The 14,213-nt window shown below is 66.6% G+C and carries 17 protein-coding genes; 7 read left to right on the plus strand and 10 right to left on the minus strand.

Going from position 1 to position 14,213, the window contains the following annotated elements:
* From AC3A5Z_RS14775 to AC3A5Z_RS14785, 3 genes are all read right to left on the minus strand, one after another.
* Window positions 1-317 (minus strand): GTP-binding protein (locus AC3A5Z_RS14775; protein ID WP_487520117.1); only part of this gene is annotated, 317 nt, incomplete at its 3' end.
* Window positions 318-404: 87 nt separating this feature from the next.
* Complete coding sequence (locus tag AC3A5Z_RS14780) at window positions 405-983, minus strand: hypothetical protein (protein ID WP_487520118.1); 579 nt, start codon at window positions 981-983, stop codon at window positions 405-407.
* A gap of 98 nt (window positions 984-1,081) precedes the next feature.
* Window positions 1,082-3,385 carry a DNA topoisomerase IV subunit A gene (locus AC3A5Z_RS14785; RefSeq protein ID WP_487520119.1) on the minus strand — a complete coding sequence of 768 codons (2,304 nt, stop codon included), beginning with the start codon at window positions 3,383-3,385 and terminating at the stop codon, window positions 1,082-1,084.
* A gap of 141 nt (window positions 3,386-3,526) precedes the next feature.
* Here AC3A5Z_RS14785 and AC3A5Z_RS14790 point away from each other — a divergent pair, with 141 nt between their 5' ends.
* The 6 genes from AC3A5Z_RS14790 to AC3A5Z_RS14815 all read left to right on the plus strand — a co-directional run bounded on the left by AC3A5Z_RS14790 (window position 3,527) and on the right by AC3A5Z_RS14815 (window position 7,582).
* Window positions 3,527-4,021 (plus strand): SH3 domain-containing protein, encoded by a 495-nt coding sequence (locus AC3A5Z_RS14790; RefSeq protein WP_487520120.1) that lies wholly within the window; start codon window positions 3,527-3,529, stop codon window positions 4,019-4,021.
* 66 nt (window positions 4,022-4,087) lie between these two features.
* On the plus strand, window positions 4,088-4,912 hold the full coding sequence (locus AC3A5Z_RS14795) for an SDR family NAD(P)-dependent oxidoreductase (protein WP_487520121.1): 825 nt from the start codon (window positions 4,088-4,090) through the stop codon (window positions 4,910-4,912).
* A gap of 66 nt (window positions 4,913-4,978) precedes the next feature.
* Window positions 4,979-5,188, plus strand: coding sequence for a twin transmembrane helix small protein (locus AC3A5Z_RS14800; RefSeq protein ID WP_107663511.1), 210 nt, complete (start codon window positions 4,979-4,981; stop codon window positions 5,186-5,188).
* Window positions 5,188-5,766: a cob(I)yrinic acid a,c-diamide adenosyltransferase gene (locus tag AC3A5Z_RS14805; protein ID WP_136791616.1), complete on the plus strand. Its 579-nt coding sequence runs from the start codon at window positions 5,188-5,190 to the stop codon at window positions 5,764-5,766. Before AC3A5Z_RS14800 ends, AC3A5Z_RS14805 begins: the two co-directional genes overlap by 1 nt.
* A 128-nt stretch (window positions 5,767-5,894) precedes the next feature.
* Window positions 5,895-6,656 (plus strand): electron transfer flavoprotein subunit beta/FixA family protein, encoded by a 762-nt coding sequence (locus AC3A5Z_RS14810; protein WP_136791617.1) that lies wholly within the window; start codon window positions 5,895-5,897, stop codon window positions 6,654-6,656.
* Window positions 6,656-7,582 carry an electron transfer flavoprotein subunit alpha/FixB family protein gene (locus AC3A5Z_RS14815; protein WP_107663508.1) on the plus strand — a complete coding sequence of 309 codons (927 nt, stop codon included), beginning with the start codon at window positions 6,656-6,658 and terminating at the stop codon, window positions 7,580-7,582. The genes AC3A5Z_RS14810 and AC3A5Z_RS14815 overlap by 1 nt, the downstream gene beginning before the upstream one ends.
* 119 nt (window positions 7,583-7,701) lie before the next feature.
* On the opposite strand, the gene AC3A5Z_RS14820 is transcribed toward AC3A5Z_RS14815, so the two are convergent.
* Window positions 7,702-8,529, minus strand: coding sequence for a DUF6473 family protein (locus AC3A5Z_RS14820; protein WP_487520122.1), 828 nt, complete (start codon window positions 8,527-8,529; stop codon window positions 7,702-7,704).
* Between the two features lie 161 nt (window positions 8,530-8,690).
* Here AC3A5Z_RS14820 and AC3A5Z_RS14825 point away from each other — a divergent pair, with 161 nt between their 5' ends.
* Window positions 8,691-9,566 (plus strand): 3-hydroxybutyryl-CoA dehydrogenase, encoded by an 876-nt coding sequence (locus AC3A5Z_RS14825; RefSeq protein ID WP_487520123.1) that lies wholly within the window; start codon window positions 8,691-8,693, stop codon window positions 9,564-9,566.
* 3 nt (window positions 9,567-9,569) lie between these two features.
* On the opposite strand, the gene AC3A5Z_RS14830 is transcribed toward AC3A5Z_RS14825, so the two are convergent.
* From AC3A5Z_RS14830 to AC3A5Z_RS14855, 6 genes are read right to left on the minus strand one after another with little or no spacing between them, the layout of a single operon-like run.
* The gene (locus AC3A5Z_RS14830) at window positions 9,570-9,839 is read right to left on the minus strand and encodes an HPr family phosphocarrier protein (protein WP_487520124.1); all 270 of its coding nucleotides are present in this window, start codon (window positions 9,837-9,839) and stop codon (window positions 9,570-9,572) included.
* Window positions 9,840-10,238: a PTS sugar transporter subunit IIA gene (locus AC3A5Z_RS14835; RefSeq protein WP_487520125.1), complete on the minus strand. Its 399-nt coding sequence runs from the start codon at window positions 10,236-10,238 to the stop codon at window positions 9,840-9,842.
* 7 nt (window positions 10,239-10,245) lie between these two features.
* Complete coding sequence (rapZ, locus tag AC3A5Z_RS14840; protein ID WP_487520126.1) at window positions 10,246-11,151, minus strand: RNase adapter RapZ; 906 nt, start codon at window positions 11,149-11,151, stop codon at window positions 10,246-10,248.
* Window positions 11,144-11,593: an HPr kinase/phosphorylase gene (locus AC3A5Z_RS14845; RefSeq protein ID WP_487520127.1), complete on the minus strand. Its 450-nt coding sequence runs from the start codon at window positions 11,591-11,593 to the stop codon at window positions 11,144-11,146. The genes rapZ and AC3A5Z_RS14845 overlap by 8 nt, the downstream gene beginning before the upstream one ends.
* A complete protein-coding gene (locus tag AC3A5Z_RS14850) occupies window positions 11,590-13,314 on the minus strand; it encodes a sensor histidine kinase (protein WP_487520128.1) in 1,725 nt (574 codons plus the stop codon). The genes AC3A5Z_RS14845 and AC3A5Z_RS14850 overlap by 4 nt, the downstream gene beginning before the upstream one ends.
* Before the next feature lies 1 nt (window position 13,315).
* Window positions 13,316-14,017 (minus strand): response regulator, encoded by a 702-nt coding sequence (locus tag AC3A5Z_RS14855; protein WP_487520129.1) that lies wholly within the window; start codon window positions 14,015-14,017, stop codon window positions 13,316-13,318.
* Between the last annotated feature and the right edge of the window lie 196 nt (window positions 14,018-14,213).

A 14,213-nucleotide genomic window follows, 5' to 3' on the forward strand; every position in this document is an offset into this window, starting at 1 on the left:
CCGTCGGCCGCGTTCACCACCAGGATCGCGCCGTCCATCTGCGCCGCGCCCGTGATCATGTTCTTCACGTAGTCGGCGTGGCCGGGGCAGTCGACGTGGGCGTAGTGACGGGTTTCCGACTCGTATTCCACGTGGGCGGTCGAGATCGTGATCCCGCGAGCCCGCTCTTCCGGCGCACCGTCGATCTGGTCATAGGCGCGGAATTCGCCGAAGTACTTCGTGATCGCAGCCGTCAGCGTCGTCTTGCCGTGGTCAACGTGGCCGATCGTGCCAATGTTGACGTGCGGTTTGTTACGTTCAAACTTTGCCTTTGCCATTGGGTGGCGCCTCGCGGAATTGGGGGGCCGGAATGCCCTGTTCTACACCGCGGCGCACTTATCCATTGGAAAAGGGAAAATCAAGTCTCACTTGGCCGGATTGGCCCGCGCCGCGGGTTCGGGTGGCAGCGGCGGCAGGCCGAACCACTCGGGATTTTCCAGAAGCCAGCGCTCGACCGACTTCGCGGCATTGTAGGAGAGCGCCTCCATCTGCTGCTTCTTGGTCCGCGTGATCCCCGTGCCGATCACCGACTCGCCCGACAGGCTCTCGAAGATCGTCATCTGCTTGCCCTCGGGATTGAGCTTCTTCTGCGCGGCGTCGTCCCAGATGTTGGCCGTGATCACGAGCACCGATTTCGGCGCCGCCACCACGGGGATGCCGGGCGGGGCCAGCGCATAGCCATCGACGCTGATCCCGAGGTTGTAGAGCTTGTCGCCCTCGTAGCGCCCGAAGCGGTTGGCCACCGCCTCCTTCATCACCGATTCCCACTCCTCGACGCTGGCCTCGCGCGAGATCGGCACCTTCTCGACATTGTCGGCCACGACGATGTTCAGGCCCAGCGCGAAGTTGCCCAAGGGCACCGGCGGCTCCTCGAGGTCGTTCTTCTCGCAGCCCGCGACAAGGGCCAGTCCGAGGCAGAGGGCCGTCAGGCGGAGGAAGGACATCGGGAATTCCTGTGCTTGTGGTCGCGCCCGCATAGCCCGGGCGCCTTCGGCACGCAACTGCCGCAGGGGCGCAGGGGGGCGGCCGGGCCGCCCCCCGGTCAGGCGAAGCGGTTGTCGCGCGGGAAGCCGCGCGGCGCCATGCGGCCGGCGGTGGCGCGGGCGGCCTTCCACTCGCTCATGTCGGGTTCAGACCGGGTGCGGCCGCCGCTTTCCTTCCAGCTGATGCCGGTGGCCCAGTTGAAGGTCGTGGCATCCACCAGACCGCCGTCCTTGTATTTCTGCAGCCGGACGCCCTTGCCCTTGGCCATCTCGGGCAACTCGCCCAGTTCGAAGACCAGAAGCTTGCGGTTCTCGCCGATGACCGCGACATGGTCGCCCTTCACCGGCCGGCAGAGCGCCAGCGTCACGCCCTCCTTCACCGTCAGCACCGCCTTGCCGGCGCGGGTCTGGGCCAGGACCTCCTCCGAGGGGACGATGAACCCGTCGCCTGCGGTGGAGCAGACCAAGAGCTTCTCCGCCGGGCGCCAGATCGCCAGATCGACGATGGCGGCCTCGTTCGGCAGATCGACCATCAGCCGCACCGGTTCGCCCATGCCGCGCCCGCCGGGCAGGTTGGCACCAAGCAGCGTGTAGAACCGCCCGTTGGAGCCGATCAGCAGGATCTTGTCGGTGGTCTCGGCATGGAACAGGAAGCGCCCCTCGTCGCCGTCCTTGAACTTCACCTCGGTATCGAGCGGCTGGTGCCCCTTCATGGCGCGGATCCAGCCCATCTTCGAGCAGATCACCGTGATCGGCTCGCGCTCGATCATCGCCTCGTAAGAGACTTCCTCCACCTCGCCCGCCTCGGCGAATTCGGTGCGGCGGTTGCCGAGCTTGGTGCCCTTGCCGAAGGTCTTCTGGATGATCCGCAGGTCGGCGCCGATGCGCTTCCACTGCACCGGCTCGTTGGCCAGCAGATCCTCCAGCCCGGCCCGCTCCTGCATCAGCGCGTCGCGTTCGGCGATCAGCTCGAGCTCTTCCAGACGGCGCAGGCTGCGCAGCCGCAGGTTCAGGATCGCCTCGGCCTGCACCTCGGTCAACTCGCCCTCGCCAGAGGCGGGGGAGACATAATCCTTCTCCGACATCGCCCGCGGGAAGTCGCGGCCCCAGTGCTCGGCCATCAGCGCGGCCTTGGGGTCGGGGTCGTAGCGGATGATGTCGATCACCCGGTCGAGGTTGAGGAAGGCGATGATGAAGCCTTCCAGCACCTCGAGCCGGTGGTCGATCTTCTCCAGCCGGTGCTGGCTGCGGCGCAGCAGCACGTCGCGCTTGTGGTCGAGGAAGGCGCGCAGCACCTCCTTGAGCGAGCAGACCTTGGGGGTGCGCCCGTCGATCAGCACGTTCATGTTCAGGCTGAAGCGGATCTCGAGATCGGTGCTGCGGAACAGCATCCCCATCAGCATCTCGGGGTCCACCGTCCGCGCCCGCGGCTCCAGCACGATGCGCACGTCATCGGCGGATTCGTCGCGCACGTCGGCCAGGAGCGGCACCTTCTTGGTCTGGATCACCTCGGCCAGTTTCTCGATCAGCCGCGACTTCGGCACCTGATAGGGGATCTCGGTGATGATGATCTGCCATGTGCCGCGGCCCAGATCCTCGACGTTCCACTTGGCGCGCAGCCGGAAGCTGCCCCGCCCGGTGCGGTAGCTGTCGATGATCGACTGGCGCGGCTCGACGATGACGCCGCCCGTGGGGAAATCGGGGCCGGGCACCAGACCCACCAGCGCCTCGTCCTCGATCGAAGGCGTCTTGATCATCGCGAGGCAGGCGTCGATCAATTCATGCAGGTTGTGCGGCGGGATGTTGGTTGCCATGCCGACCGCGATGCCGGAAGCGCCGTTCGCCAGCAGGTTCGGGAAGGCCGCAGGCATCACCACCGGCTCTTCCAGCGTGCCGTCGTAATTCGGGCGGAAGTCGACGGCGTTCTCGGCCAGACCCTCCATCAGCGTCTCGGCGATGGCGGTCAGCCGGGCCTCGGTGTAGCGCGAGGCCGCCGGGTTGTCGCCGTCGATGTTGCCGAAGTTGCCCTGCCCGTCGACCAGCGGGTAACGCACGTTGAAATCCTGCGCCAGACGCGCCATCGCGTCATAGATCGCCGCGTCGCCATGCGGGTGATAGTTGCCCATCACGTCGCCCGAGATCTTGGCCGACTTGCGGAAGCCCCCCGTCGGCGACAGCCGCAATTCGCGCATCGCGAACAGGATGCGGCGATGCACCGGCTTCAGACCGTCGCGCGCATCCGGCAGCGCCCGGTTCATGATGGTGGACAGCGCATAGGTCAGGTAGCGCTCGCCGATGGCGCGGCGCAGCGGCTCCGACGTGGTGAGGGGCGCGGTGTTCGGATCTTCGGGTGGCTGAGTCATGCCCCGTCTCTAGTCGGGAGCGCGTCTCTGGTCCAGTCTCATGCATCGGCGCTTTTTCGCGGAACCATCGGCGGATTTCCGCATTGCATACCAGTCAACACTGAAAAAATAACCCATTTATCCGACGAGCGAGGTTTCCCCATGCTCCGCCTGACGTTTTTGCTCTGCTCCGCCCTTTTCCTGACCATGCTGATCGGGGGCCGCGATTACGGCCAGATGCGCGCCGGCCTCGCCGCCGCCGCCATCGACCCGTCAGAGATCACCGCCGATGCCGAGGCGCAACCGATCATCCAGCCGGTCGAGGTTGCCTCGCTCGACATCCATGCCAACCTGGCCAGCACCGCCGCCGAGGCTTCGGCCATTCCGATCGTGATCCAGGGCACGCCGATTCCGCTGCCCGAGCCGGCCGCCGCGCCGGTAGAGGACACGGGACTCTTGCTCTACGTCACCGCCGTGAACCTGAACGTGCGCAGCGGCCCCTCCACCGCCTATCCGGTGGTGGGCAAGCTGGCCGAGGGCGAAGCCGCGCTTCTGGTCGGGGATGACGAGGGCGGCTGGGCGCCGATCCGCATCGAGGGCGACGGCGTCGAGGGTTATGCCTCCGCGAAATATCTCTCGAGCGTCGCACCCTATTGATCGCTGCCCCTTTGCCTCCTGCCGGCAAACCTCCTAACAGGGGGTGGGTCTCGGCAGGAGTGTTTCGTGAAATCCGTTCTGATCACCGGCTGTTCCTCGGGCATCGGTCTTGATGCCGCCCGCAGCCTGCACCAGCGCGGCTGGCGCGTCTTCGCCACCTGCCGACAGGAGGCCGATTGCGAGCGGCTGAGGGCGGAGGGGCTGGAGAGCTTCCGGCTCGACCTCGCCGACGAGGCCAGCATCGGCGAGGCCGTCACCGAGACCCTGCGTCGCACTGGCGGCACGCTCGACGCGCTTTACAACAACGGCGCCTTCGCCTGCCCCGGCGCGGTCGAGGACCTGCCGCGCGGCGCGCTGCGCGAGATCTTCGAGGTCAATCTCTTCGGCACGCATGACCTGACCCGCCGGGTGATCCCGGTGATGCGGGCGCAGGGCCACGGGCGCATCGTCACCTGTTCGTCGGTGCTGGGCCTCGTCGGCTACCAGTGGCGCGGCGCCTATGTGGCGACGAAATTCGCGCTCGAGGGCCTCACCGACGTGCTGCGCATGGAGATGGCCGACACGCCGATCAAGGTGATCCTGCTCGAGCCTGGGCCGGTCACCTCGCGCATCCGCAAGAACTCCATCGCCGCCTTCGAGCGCTGGATCGACTGGAAGGCCTCGGCCCGCGCCGACCAATATCAGGCGAGCCTGCTGAAACGGCTCTACGAGGAGCGCGGCCCCGATAGGTTCGAGCTTCCGCCCTCCGCCGTCAGCGCTAAACTCATCGAGGCGCTGGAGCATCCGCGCCCTGCCCCGCGCTACTTCATCACCACGCCCACCCATCTGATGAACATCGCCCGCCGGCTGCTGCCGACCCGGGCGCTGGACTGGGTGATCTCCAGGGGCTGAGGCGAATTAGCTTTCGCTTTTGCCGCCCCTGCCGCTACATCTCGCCGACACACCGGAGGACGCCCCATGCTCGACGATCCGCTTTTCATCATCGCCGCCGTCGCGGTGCTGGCCGTGCTCTTCATCCTGCTGGTCGGCATCGGCGGTTTCGCCAAGGGTGGCGACTTCAACCGCAAACATGCCAACCGCATCATGCGCTACCGCATCTACGCGCAGGCCTTCGCCGTCGCGCTGATCCTGCTGTTCGTCGCGGTGCGGCAATACGGAGTTTTCTAATGGTCGTCCTGTCGAAGATCTACACCAAGACCGGCGATGCCGGCGAGACCGCGCTCGGCAACGGCGCCCGCGTCGCCAAGCATTCCAGCCGGGTCAACGCCTATGGCACGGTGGATGAGACCAACGCGACCGTCGGCCTCGCCCGCCAGCATGCCACCGGCGAGATGGACCTGGCCCTCGCCCGGATTTCCAACGACCTCTTCGACCTCGGCGCCGATCTCTGCCGCCCCGAGATGGAGCGCGACAGCGAGGCGGGCTATGTGCCGCTGCGCATCCTCGACACGCAGGTGGCGCGGCTGGAGCGCGAGATCGACGCGATGAACGCCAATCTGACGCCGCTGCGCAGCTTCATCCTGCCGGGCGGCTCGGCGCTGGCGGCGCATCTGCACCTCTGCCGCACCGTCTGCCGCCGCGCCGAACGGCTGACGGTGGAGCTCGGAACGATGGAATCGATCAATGGCGAGGCGGTGCGCTACCTCAACCGGCTGTCGGACTGGTTCTTCGTCGCCGGGCGCATCGCCAACGACAACGGCACAGCGGACGTGCTCTGGGTGCCGGGCCTGACCCGCGAGCCGTGAGGACGCGACGTAGTGGCATCAGGGCCTGTCGGTTTTGATCTGTTTTCCCTGCTGCGTTGCGGCTAACAACGGCTCGGAGTGCTTGAATTGGTGCCCTCCGGGGCACGGGATAAAGGGAGATTGCGCGGATGAAGGTTCTTGTGCCTGTCAAACGAGTGATCGACTACAACGTCAAGGTGCGCGTGAAGGCGGACGGGACGGGTGTCGATCTGGCGAACGTGAAGATGTCGATGAACCCCTTCGACGAAATCGCGGTCGAGGCGGCGATCCGTCTGCGCGAGGCCGGCACGGCGACCGAGGTCGTCGTCGTCTCCATCGGCGTGAAGCAGGCGCAGGAAACCCTGCGCACCGCGCTGGCGATGGGCGCCGACCGCGCCATCCTGATCCAGGCCGCCGATGATGTGCATCAGGACATCGAGCCGCTGGCCGTCGCCAAGCTGCTGAAGGCGGTGGTCGAGGCCGAAGCGCCGGGTCTGGTGATCTGCGGCAAGCAGGCGATCGACAACGACATGAACGCGACCGGGCAAATGCTGGCCGCGCTCCTCGGCTGGAGCCAGGGCACCTTCGCCTCGGAACTGGCGATCGAGGGTGACACCGCGCTGGTGACGCGCGAGGTCGATGGCGGGATGCAGACCATCAAGGTCAAGATGCCGACCATCGTCACCGTGGACCTGCGGATGAACGAGCCTCGCTATGCCTCGCTCCCGAACATCATGAAGGCCAAGAAGAAGCCGCTGGAGGAGAAGACCGCCGCCGACTACGGCGTCGATGTCGCGCCGCGGCTGACGGTGGTGAAGACCACCGAACCGGCGGGCCGCAAGGCCGGCGTCAAGGTCGGCTCGGTGGACGAGCTGATCGCCAAACTCAAAGACGAAGCGGGGGTGCTCTGATGGCTGTTCTGCTGATTGCCGAAGTGACCGGCGGGGCGCTGGGGCTCGACTCCACCGCCAAGGCGCTGAGCGCAGCGAAGGTTCTGGGCGACGTGACCGTTCTGGTCGCGGGCTCCGGCGTGTCGGGCGCTGCTGCCGAGGCGGCGGGGCTGGCGGGCGTGGGCAAGGTTCTGGCCGCCGATGACGCCGCCTATGGCAACGGGCTGGCCGAGCCGCTGGCCGATCTGATCGTCAGCCTCGCGCCGGGCTACAGCCACATCTTCGCGCCCGCCACCTCGGCGGCGAAGAACGTGCTGCCGCGGGTTGCGGCGCTGCTGGACGTGATGGTTCTGTCGGACGTGACCGCGGTGATCGATGCCGACACCTTCGAGCGGCCGATCTATGCCGGCAACGCGGTGCAGACCGTCAAGTCGGGCGACGCGACCAAGGTGGCGACGATCCGCACCGCGACCTTCGAGGCGGCGGCGGCGGGCGGTTCGGCCCCGGTGGAGACCATCGCCGCGGCCGGCGACAAGGGGCTGTCGTCCTGGGTCGAGGACAAGGTGGCGACCTCGGACCGGCCGGAGCTGACCTCGGCCAAGATCGTCGTCTCGGGCGGGCGCGGGATCGGGTCGGAGGAGAACTTCGCCATGATCGAGCAGCTGGCCGACAAGTTGGGTGCCGCCGTGGGTGCGAGCCGCGCGGCCGTCGACTCGGGCTACGCGCCGAACGACTGGCAGGTCGGGCAGACCGGCAAGGTGGTGGCGCCGACCCTCTATATCGCGGTCGGGATTTCCGGGGCGATCCAGCATCTCGCCGGGATGAAGGATTCGAAGGTGATCGTCGCGATCAACAAGGACGAGGAGGCGCCGATCTTTCAGGTGGCCGATTACGGGCTTGTCGGCGACCTGTTCACGCTGGTGCCGGAGCTGACCGGGAAGCTGTGATTTTCACGCGTGAAAATCGGGGCAAGACCTTGATTTTCCATGTGATTGCCGAAGACGTTAGGGATTTGGCAATTCTTTGACTCCCAGAAACGGGTGCCTGCGAGGGCACCCGTTTTGCGTTACAGAAGCCCCTTCAGCACCGGTTCGAGCTGCTCGGCCAGTTCGGTGTGGATCGCGGGGCCCGGCACTTCGGCGGCGGCCAGTTCGTCCAAGGGCGAGTAGGCCATGCCCGCCAGACCCTTGGCCCGGGCGGCGGGGCTGCTGACATATTCGACGTAATCCGTGGCATGCGCCCGCACCGCCGCCACCATTTCGGCATCGACGAGCACCGGGCTGCGGCCCAGCACGACCGGGCCGCCCGGCGGTTCGGGCGGATGGTCGGCCATCCACAGAAGCACCGTCTTACTGCCGATCCGGTCGAGCAGCAGCCGCATCCGCGCCACCCATGCCGTACGCAGCTCTTCCGCCAGCACCTCGAACTTGTCCGGCGAGACGGATTGCAGCGTCTGCAGCATGTGCCGGGTGAAGTGGAAATCGGCAAAATCCACCTCGCGGAACAGGGTGCAGAGCTGCGGCGAGGCGCGCAGGAAGCGGTCGTTGCGGCGCGGATGCACCGCGTAGAAGCGGTTGGTCAGATTGGCAGCGCCCACCACCTGCACCACGGTCACCCGCGCCGCCGAGGCCATGTCGAGCAGGGCGCAGTCGTTCACATAGACGTCGATCCCGGCGTTGATGCAGCCGAAGTTCACCATGCGCAGGCCGATCCCGGCCTCGACCAGCGCCGGATAGGGCTGCGCGACGAATTTGCCGTAGGTTTCGGTGCCGCCGAAGACGGCGCAATAGGGTCTGTCGAGCTCGCGGCGCGGGCCGCGAAACATCAGTTTCGATTTGCCATACCGGCATGGAAAATAATCCAGGGCACAATCGCCCGAAGACTCAAAAGCCATGTTCACCCACCCAAGTCAGTAACACCCGCCGGACAGACTGGCGGGAAGCCCTTGCCAAAAGGCTAAGGTGACAAAAGGCGGCAAGTTTTAGCCATCTTCGCGGCCTTGCACCTTCGGTCCGGCGAGGCCATTGTTCGGGCCGAGACAACAGGAGGCAGCACATGGACATCCAGAAGGTCGGCGTCGTCGGGGCGGGGCAGATGGGCAGCGGCATCGCCCATGTCTTTGCGCTGGCAGGCTATGACGTGCTGCTGAACGACATCAACGCCGAGGGGCTGCAGAAGGCCGTGGCGCTGATCGACCGCAACATCGAGCGGCAGGTGTCGCGCGGCAAGGTGACGGCGGAGGCCAAGGCCGCGGCGATGAGGCGGATCTCGACCACGCTGAAGCTGGCCGATCTGGGCCAGACCGATCTGGTAATTGAGGCCGCGACCGAGCGCGAGACGGTGAAGCAGGCGATCTTCGAGGATCTGGTGCCGCATCTGCAGCCGCATACCATCCTGACCTCGAACACCTCGTCGATCTCGATCACCCGGCTGGCCTCGCGCACCGACCGGCCGGAGAAGTTCATGGGGTTCCACTTCATGAACCCGGTGCCGGTGATGCAGCTGGTGGAGCTGATCCGCGGCATCGCCACCGACGGGCCGACCTATGACGCGCTGCTGGCGGTGGTCGGCAAGCTGGGCAAGACGGCGGCCAGCGCCGAGGATTTCCCCGCCTTCATCGTCAACCGCATCCTGATGCCGATGATCAACGAGGCGGTCTATACGCTTTATGAAGGCGTGGGGTCGGTGAAATCGATCGACGAGTCGCTGAAGCTGGGGGCCAACCATCCGATGGGGCCGCTGGAACTGGCGGATTTCATCGGGCTGGATACCTGCCTGGCGATCATGAACGTGCTGCACGAGGGGCTGGCCGATACCAAGTATCGCCCCTGCCCGCTGCTGACGAAATATGTCGAGGCCGGCTGGCTGGGCCGCAAGACGCAGCGCGGCTTCTACGACTATCGCGGCGAGGTGCCGGTGCCGACGCGCTGAGCGTCAGTAATCCTCGCCGAAGCGGGCGGAGACCAGAAGATCGAGCGCGGCCACCAGCTTTTCCGCATCGGCGCCGCTGGTGCGCACCTCGATCTCGGTGCCGCGCGAGGCGGCGAGCATCAGCAGCCCCATGATCGAGTCGCCCGAGACGCACATGCCGTCCTTCAGCACCTCGGCCTGCGCGTCGTGACGTTCGACCACCTCGACGAATTTGGCCGAGGCCCGGGCATGCAGCCCCTTCTCGTTCACGATCTGCAAAATCCGTGATGCCATTCAGTCCGCCTCGCCGCCAAGATCCAGACTGTTGATGTACTTGCGTCCGGCGTCGAGCGCCAGAGCGACAGCCTCGGGAACGGCGAGTTCGCGCGATTTGGCAAGCTTGATGAGCATGGGAAGATTGGCGCCGTAGATGATGCGGCGGTCACGGCCGGCACAGGCGGGCAGCGAGAGGTTGGAGGGCGAGCCGCCGAACATGTCGGTTACGACGACGACCCCCGCGCCGCGATCGACACGGGTGGCTGCCGCGCTGATCTCGGCCTGCTTGGCGGTGCGGTCGTGGTCGTCCTCGATGGCGATGGCTGCCATCGCCTCCTGCTTGCCGACCACATGCTCGACGGCGGAAAGATATTCCCGCGCCAGACCGCCATGAGCAACGATGACGATACCGATCACGCCCAGTTCACCCTGTTCCCGTGGGGAGCATCGTTGCCGCCCTGCGTTCCAGTTCCCTATGTCGTTTTGACACCGGCCAACCGGCCTGTGCAAGCACATTGCCCAACATTTCCGCCACGGCGACCGACCTGTGTTGCCCGCCGGTACAGCCGAAGCCGATGGAGAGATGCGCCTTGCCTTCCTCCAGTTGTGCGGGGAGCAGGAAGAGCACCAGATCGGTGAGTTTCTCGAAGAAGGGCAGGAATCGCGGGTCGGCGCGGATATGCTCGGCCACCGCGGTATCGCGGCCGTCGAGGCTGCGCAGCATCTCGACCCAGTAGGGGTTGCGCAGGAAGCGGCAGTCGAAAATCATGTCGACCCCGCGCGGCACGCCCCGCTTGTATGAGAAGGACTGCACCGAGACCGCCAGCCGTGTCGAGGCGCCGCGGTCGAACCAGCGGCCGAGATCGGCCTTGAGATCGTGCGGCGACATCTCGGTGGTGTCGATCAGGTGATCGGCGCGCACCCGGATCGGGGTGAGAAGATCGATCTCGCGCTCTACCCCTTCGGTCGGGGTTTCGGCGGGGGCGAGCGGATGGCGGCGGCGGGTCTGGGAATAGCGGCGGATCAGCTCGCTGGCGGCGCAATCGACATAGAGCACCTCGAGCGAGACGCGGGGATCCCGCGTCAGCGTGTCGATCAGTTCGATCAGGGCGGTGACGTTGAAATCGCGGTTGCGCACGTCGAGGCCGAGGGCGATGGGGCGGCCGAGTGGCGGGCCGTCGGTCAGGCGGGGAACGAGCGACAGGGGCAGGTTGTCGATCACCTCGTAGCCCATGTCCTCCAGCGCGTGGATGGCAGTGGACCGCCCGGCACCCGAGGGGCCGGTGACCAGCACGAGCCGGTGTTCCTGAAGCTGTTCCACCCTATCCATGATCTCTACCCGTGAGGCGGCCGGGCCCGGACGTCAGCCGCAGCAGCACCGCAGAGGGAAAATGGCTGCCTTCCTGCCCAAGCACAAGGTCAAGCGGCAGGCCGAGCACCGTAATGTTACGGGACTGTGGCAATCGCTCCGTCTCGCGCTGGCCCAGATCGACGGCCAGAACCACTCGTGCTTCCTGAATGGCGGGGCATGTCAGGATGCCGATGCCGCGCGCCTCGATCAGGCCGAAGAGCGTCGGCGGACAGCTGGCGAGGAGGCTGTCGCCCTCGCGCCGGAGGTGGGTGCGGTCGTCGGCGACGAGCGCGGCACCCAGGGCGATGAGCTGCAGCGCGAGGGAGGACTTGCCGGAGCCGGAGGGGCCGAGGATCAGCAGGCCCCGCCCCTCCACCGCCACGCAGCAGCCATGCAGGACGGTGCCCGCCGCCCCGGTCACACCGGCAGACCGACCACGAACCGGGCGCCGAGCGGATCGGAGGTGATGTCGGCATGGGTCGGGCGGATGTTCTCGGCCCAGATCACCCCGCCATGCGCCTCGACGATCTGCTTGGAGATGGCGAGGCCGAGGCCGGAGTGGTTGCCGAACTGGCCCTCGGGGCGTTCGGAGTAGAAGCGCTTGAACACCTTGGTCAGCGCCTGCTCGGGGATGCCGGGGCCGGTATCCTCGACCACCACCAGCACCCGGTTCTCGCGGCGCCGCGCCCAGACCCGCACCGCGTCGCCCTCCTCGCAGAAGGAGAGGGCATTGGTGATGAGGTTGACGAAGACCTGCGCCAGCCGCGCCTCGAGCCCGCGGATCACGATGGTGTCGGGCGGCAGGTCGGTGATGAAATCGACGCCGCGCTGCCGAGCCTGATCGGAGAAATAGTCGCTGAGGCCGGAGAGCGTGTGCAGCAGGTCGAACTCTTCCTCCTCCTCCTTCACCAGCTCGCTGTCGAGCCGGGAGGCGTTGGAAATGTCGCTCACCAGACGGTCGAGGCGGCGCACGTCATGCTCGATCACCTCGAGCAGCCGCTCGCGCTGGTCGTCGCGCTTGGCCACCCGCATCGTGCCGACGGCGGAGCGCAGCGAGGCGAGCGGGTTCTTGATCTCATGCGCCACATCGGCGGCGAATTGTTCGTTGGCCTCGATCCGGTCATAGAGCGCCGCCACCATGCCACGCATCGCCACCGAGAGCCGCCCGATCTCGTCGGGGCGGGCGGTGAGATCGGGGATGCGGACGCGGCCGGGGGCCATCTTGCGGGCATCGCGGTCGCGGCCCAGCTCGGCGGCGGCGGCGAGATCGGAGAGCGGGTTGGCGATGGTGGAGGCCAGGACGAGGCTGAGGCCGATGGAGACGAGGAGCGCCACGACGAACATCTGCAGGATCTGCTCGCGCTCGTAGCGCACCAGCCGGTCGATCTCCCCCGCAGCCGAGGTCAGGGCGACGACCCCCGCCACCTCGCCCCCGCGCCAGATCGGTGCCGCGACGGTAAAGAGCGCCCCGCCCGAGGCATCGCGCCCGACATTGGCCGACAGGCTGCCGCCACGGGCCAGCGCATAGGCCTGCCGCGCCAGATCCTCGGCCTCGACCTCGGCCGGCTTGGCACCGCCGAAGGAGAGCAGGCCCGAGGCTCCGTCCCAGAGGGCATTGAGGAAATCGGTGATGACCGTCGATTGCGCCGAAGGTTCGGGCGGCGCGCCTTCGTCACGGGCGGAGCCGACGAGGGCGCCGAAGCTGTCGTAGATGAAGACCTCGACCCCGGCATCGAGGTCGATGGCGGCCAGGGTCTCGGTCACGTCGATGCCGTCGCCCGCCGCCATGTTCACCGCGCCGGTGCCGGGCATCCGCGCCTCGAACACATTGGCGATCAGGCGCGACTGGCCGACCAGCGCGCGTTCGCGCTGCAGCACGAGATTCTCGCGGAACGGGTTGACGAAGAGCACGCCCGAGACGAGCACCACCAGCGCCAGCAGGTTGAAGATGATGATCTTGCGCGCCAGCGGCGAGCGGTTGAGCGACACCAGCCCGCGCCGGACGCGGGTCTGGTGCAGCGCCGGATCGGCGAGCTGGTCGGGGGACAGCCAGTCTTCGCCCAGCAGCACGTCACCGGGCCGGGAGGAAGCGGCGGGCCGGGCATCCTTGCCCGTGCCGGAAATCCGCGGCGTGGCCGTCATTTCACTCCTCGTTGTAGCGGTAGCCGATGCCGTAGAGCGTCTCGATGGCCGAAAACTCCGGATCGGCGCTGCGCATCTTCTTGCGCAGCCGCTTGATGTGGCTGTCGATGGTGCGGTCGTCGACATAGACCTGATCGTCATAGGCCACGTCCATCAGCTGGTCGCGGCTTTTCACGAAGCCGGGCCGCTGGGCCAGGGCCTGCAGCAGCAGGAACTCGGTGACGGTGAGCGAGACGTCGCGGCCCTTCCAGGCCACGGAATGGCGCAGCGGGTCCATCCGGAGGTTGCCGCGCTCCATGATCTTGTTCTCTTCCGAGACGGCGACCTCGCCGGTGGCGATGGCCTCCTGCCGGCGCAGCAGGGCACGGATGCGTTCGACCAAGAGCCTCTGCGAGAAGGGTTTCTTCACATAGTCGTCGGCGCCCATGCGCAGGCCCAGAACCTCGTCGATCTCGTCATCCTTGGAGGTGAGGAAGATCACCGGCATCGAGGTCTTCTGGCGCAGGCGCTGCAGCAGGTCCATGCCGTCCATCCGGGGCATCTTGATGTCGAGCACCGCCATGTCGGGCATACGCTTGTTGAAGGCATCGAGCGCCGACTGGCCGTCGTTATACGTCTCCACCTCGAAGCCCTCGGCTTCGAGCGTCATGGCGACCGATGTCAGGATGTTCCGATCATCGTCGACAAGGGCGATCCTGGACATGGGCGCATTCCTACTCATTTCGGAGACTTGATCGTGCTGCATGATCCGGGTTCCGCAGGGGGGAATCAACTGGTATTCGCGAATCGCCCCACCCGGCGGGTTGAGCCTGTTGCCGAAAACGACAAGGTCTGGCTAATTTACCGCACTCCTCGCCTGCGGTTGCGCTAACCTGTCGCTGGTTGCGCTAACGTTGAAA

The organism is Cereibacter sp. Soil_C_27 (assembly GCF_057657095.1).

What these genes read in the sequence shown, in the direction of transcription:
- AC3A5Z_RS14780 (WP_487520118.1), bottom strand. Translation starts at nt 983, where the DNA reads ATGTCCTTCCTCCGCCTGACGGCCCTCTGCCTCGGACTGGCCCTTGTC.
- AC3A5Z_RS14785 (WP_487520119.1), bottom strand. Translation starts at nt 3,385, where the DNA reads ATGACTCAGCCACCCGAAGATCCGAACACCGCGCCCCTCACCACGTCG.
- AC3A5Z_RS14790 (WP_487520120.1), top strand. Translation starts at nt 3,527, where the DNA reads ATGCTCCGCCTGACGTTTTTGCTCTGCTCCGCCCTTTTCCTGACCATG.
- AC3A5Z_RS14800 (WP_107663511.1), top strand. Translation starts at nt 4,979, where the DNA reads ATGCTCGACGATCCGCTTTTCATCATCGCCGCCGTCGCGGTGCTGGCC.
- AC3A5Z_RS14805 (WP_136791616.1), top strand. Translation starts at nt 5,188, where the DNA reads ATGGTCGTCCTGTCGAAGATCTACACCAAGACCGGCGATGCCGGCGAG.
- AC3A5Z_RS14810 (WP_136791617.1), top strand. Translation starts at nt 5,895, where the DNA reads ATGAAGGTTCTTGTGCCTGTCAAACGAGTGATCGACTACAACGTCAAG.
- AC3A5Z_RS14815 (WP_107663508.1), top strand. Translation starts at nt 6,656, where the DNA reads ATGGCTGTTCTGCTGATTGCCGAAGTGACCGGCGGGGCGCTGGGGCTC.
- AC3A5Z_RS14820 (WP_487520122.1), bottom strand. Translation starts at nt 8,529, where the DNA reads ATGGCTTTTGAGTCTTCGGGCGATTGTGCCCTGGATTATTTTCCATGC.
- AC3A5Z_RS14825 (WP_487520123.1), top strand. Translation starts at nt 8,691, where the DNA reads ATGGACATCCAGAAGGTCGGCGTCGTCGGGGCGGGGCAGATGGGCAGC.
- AC3A5Z_RS14830 (WP_487520124.1), bottom strand. Translation starts at nt 9,839, where the DNA reads ATGGCATCACGGATTTTGCAGATCGTGAACGAGAAGGGGCTGCATGCC.
- rapZ (WP_487520126.1), bottom strand. Translation starts at nt 11,151, where the DNA reads ATGGATAGGGTGGAACAGCTTCAGGAACACCGGCTCGTGCTGGTCACC.
- AC3A5Z_RS14850 (WP_487520128.1), bottom strand. Translation starts at nt 13,314, where the DNA reads ATGACGGCCACGCCGCGGATTTCCGGCACGGGCAAGGATGCCCGGCCC.
- AC3A5Z_RS14855 (WP_487520129.1), bottom strand. Translation starts at nt 14,017, where the DNA reads ATGTCCAGGATCGCCCTTGTCGACGATGATCGGAACATCCTGACATCG.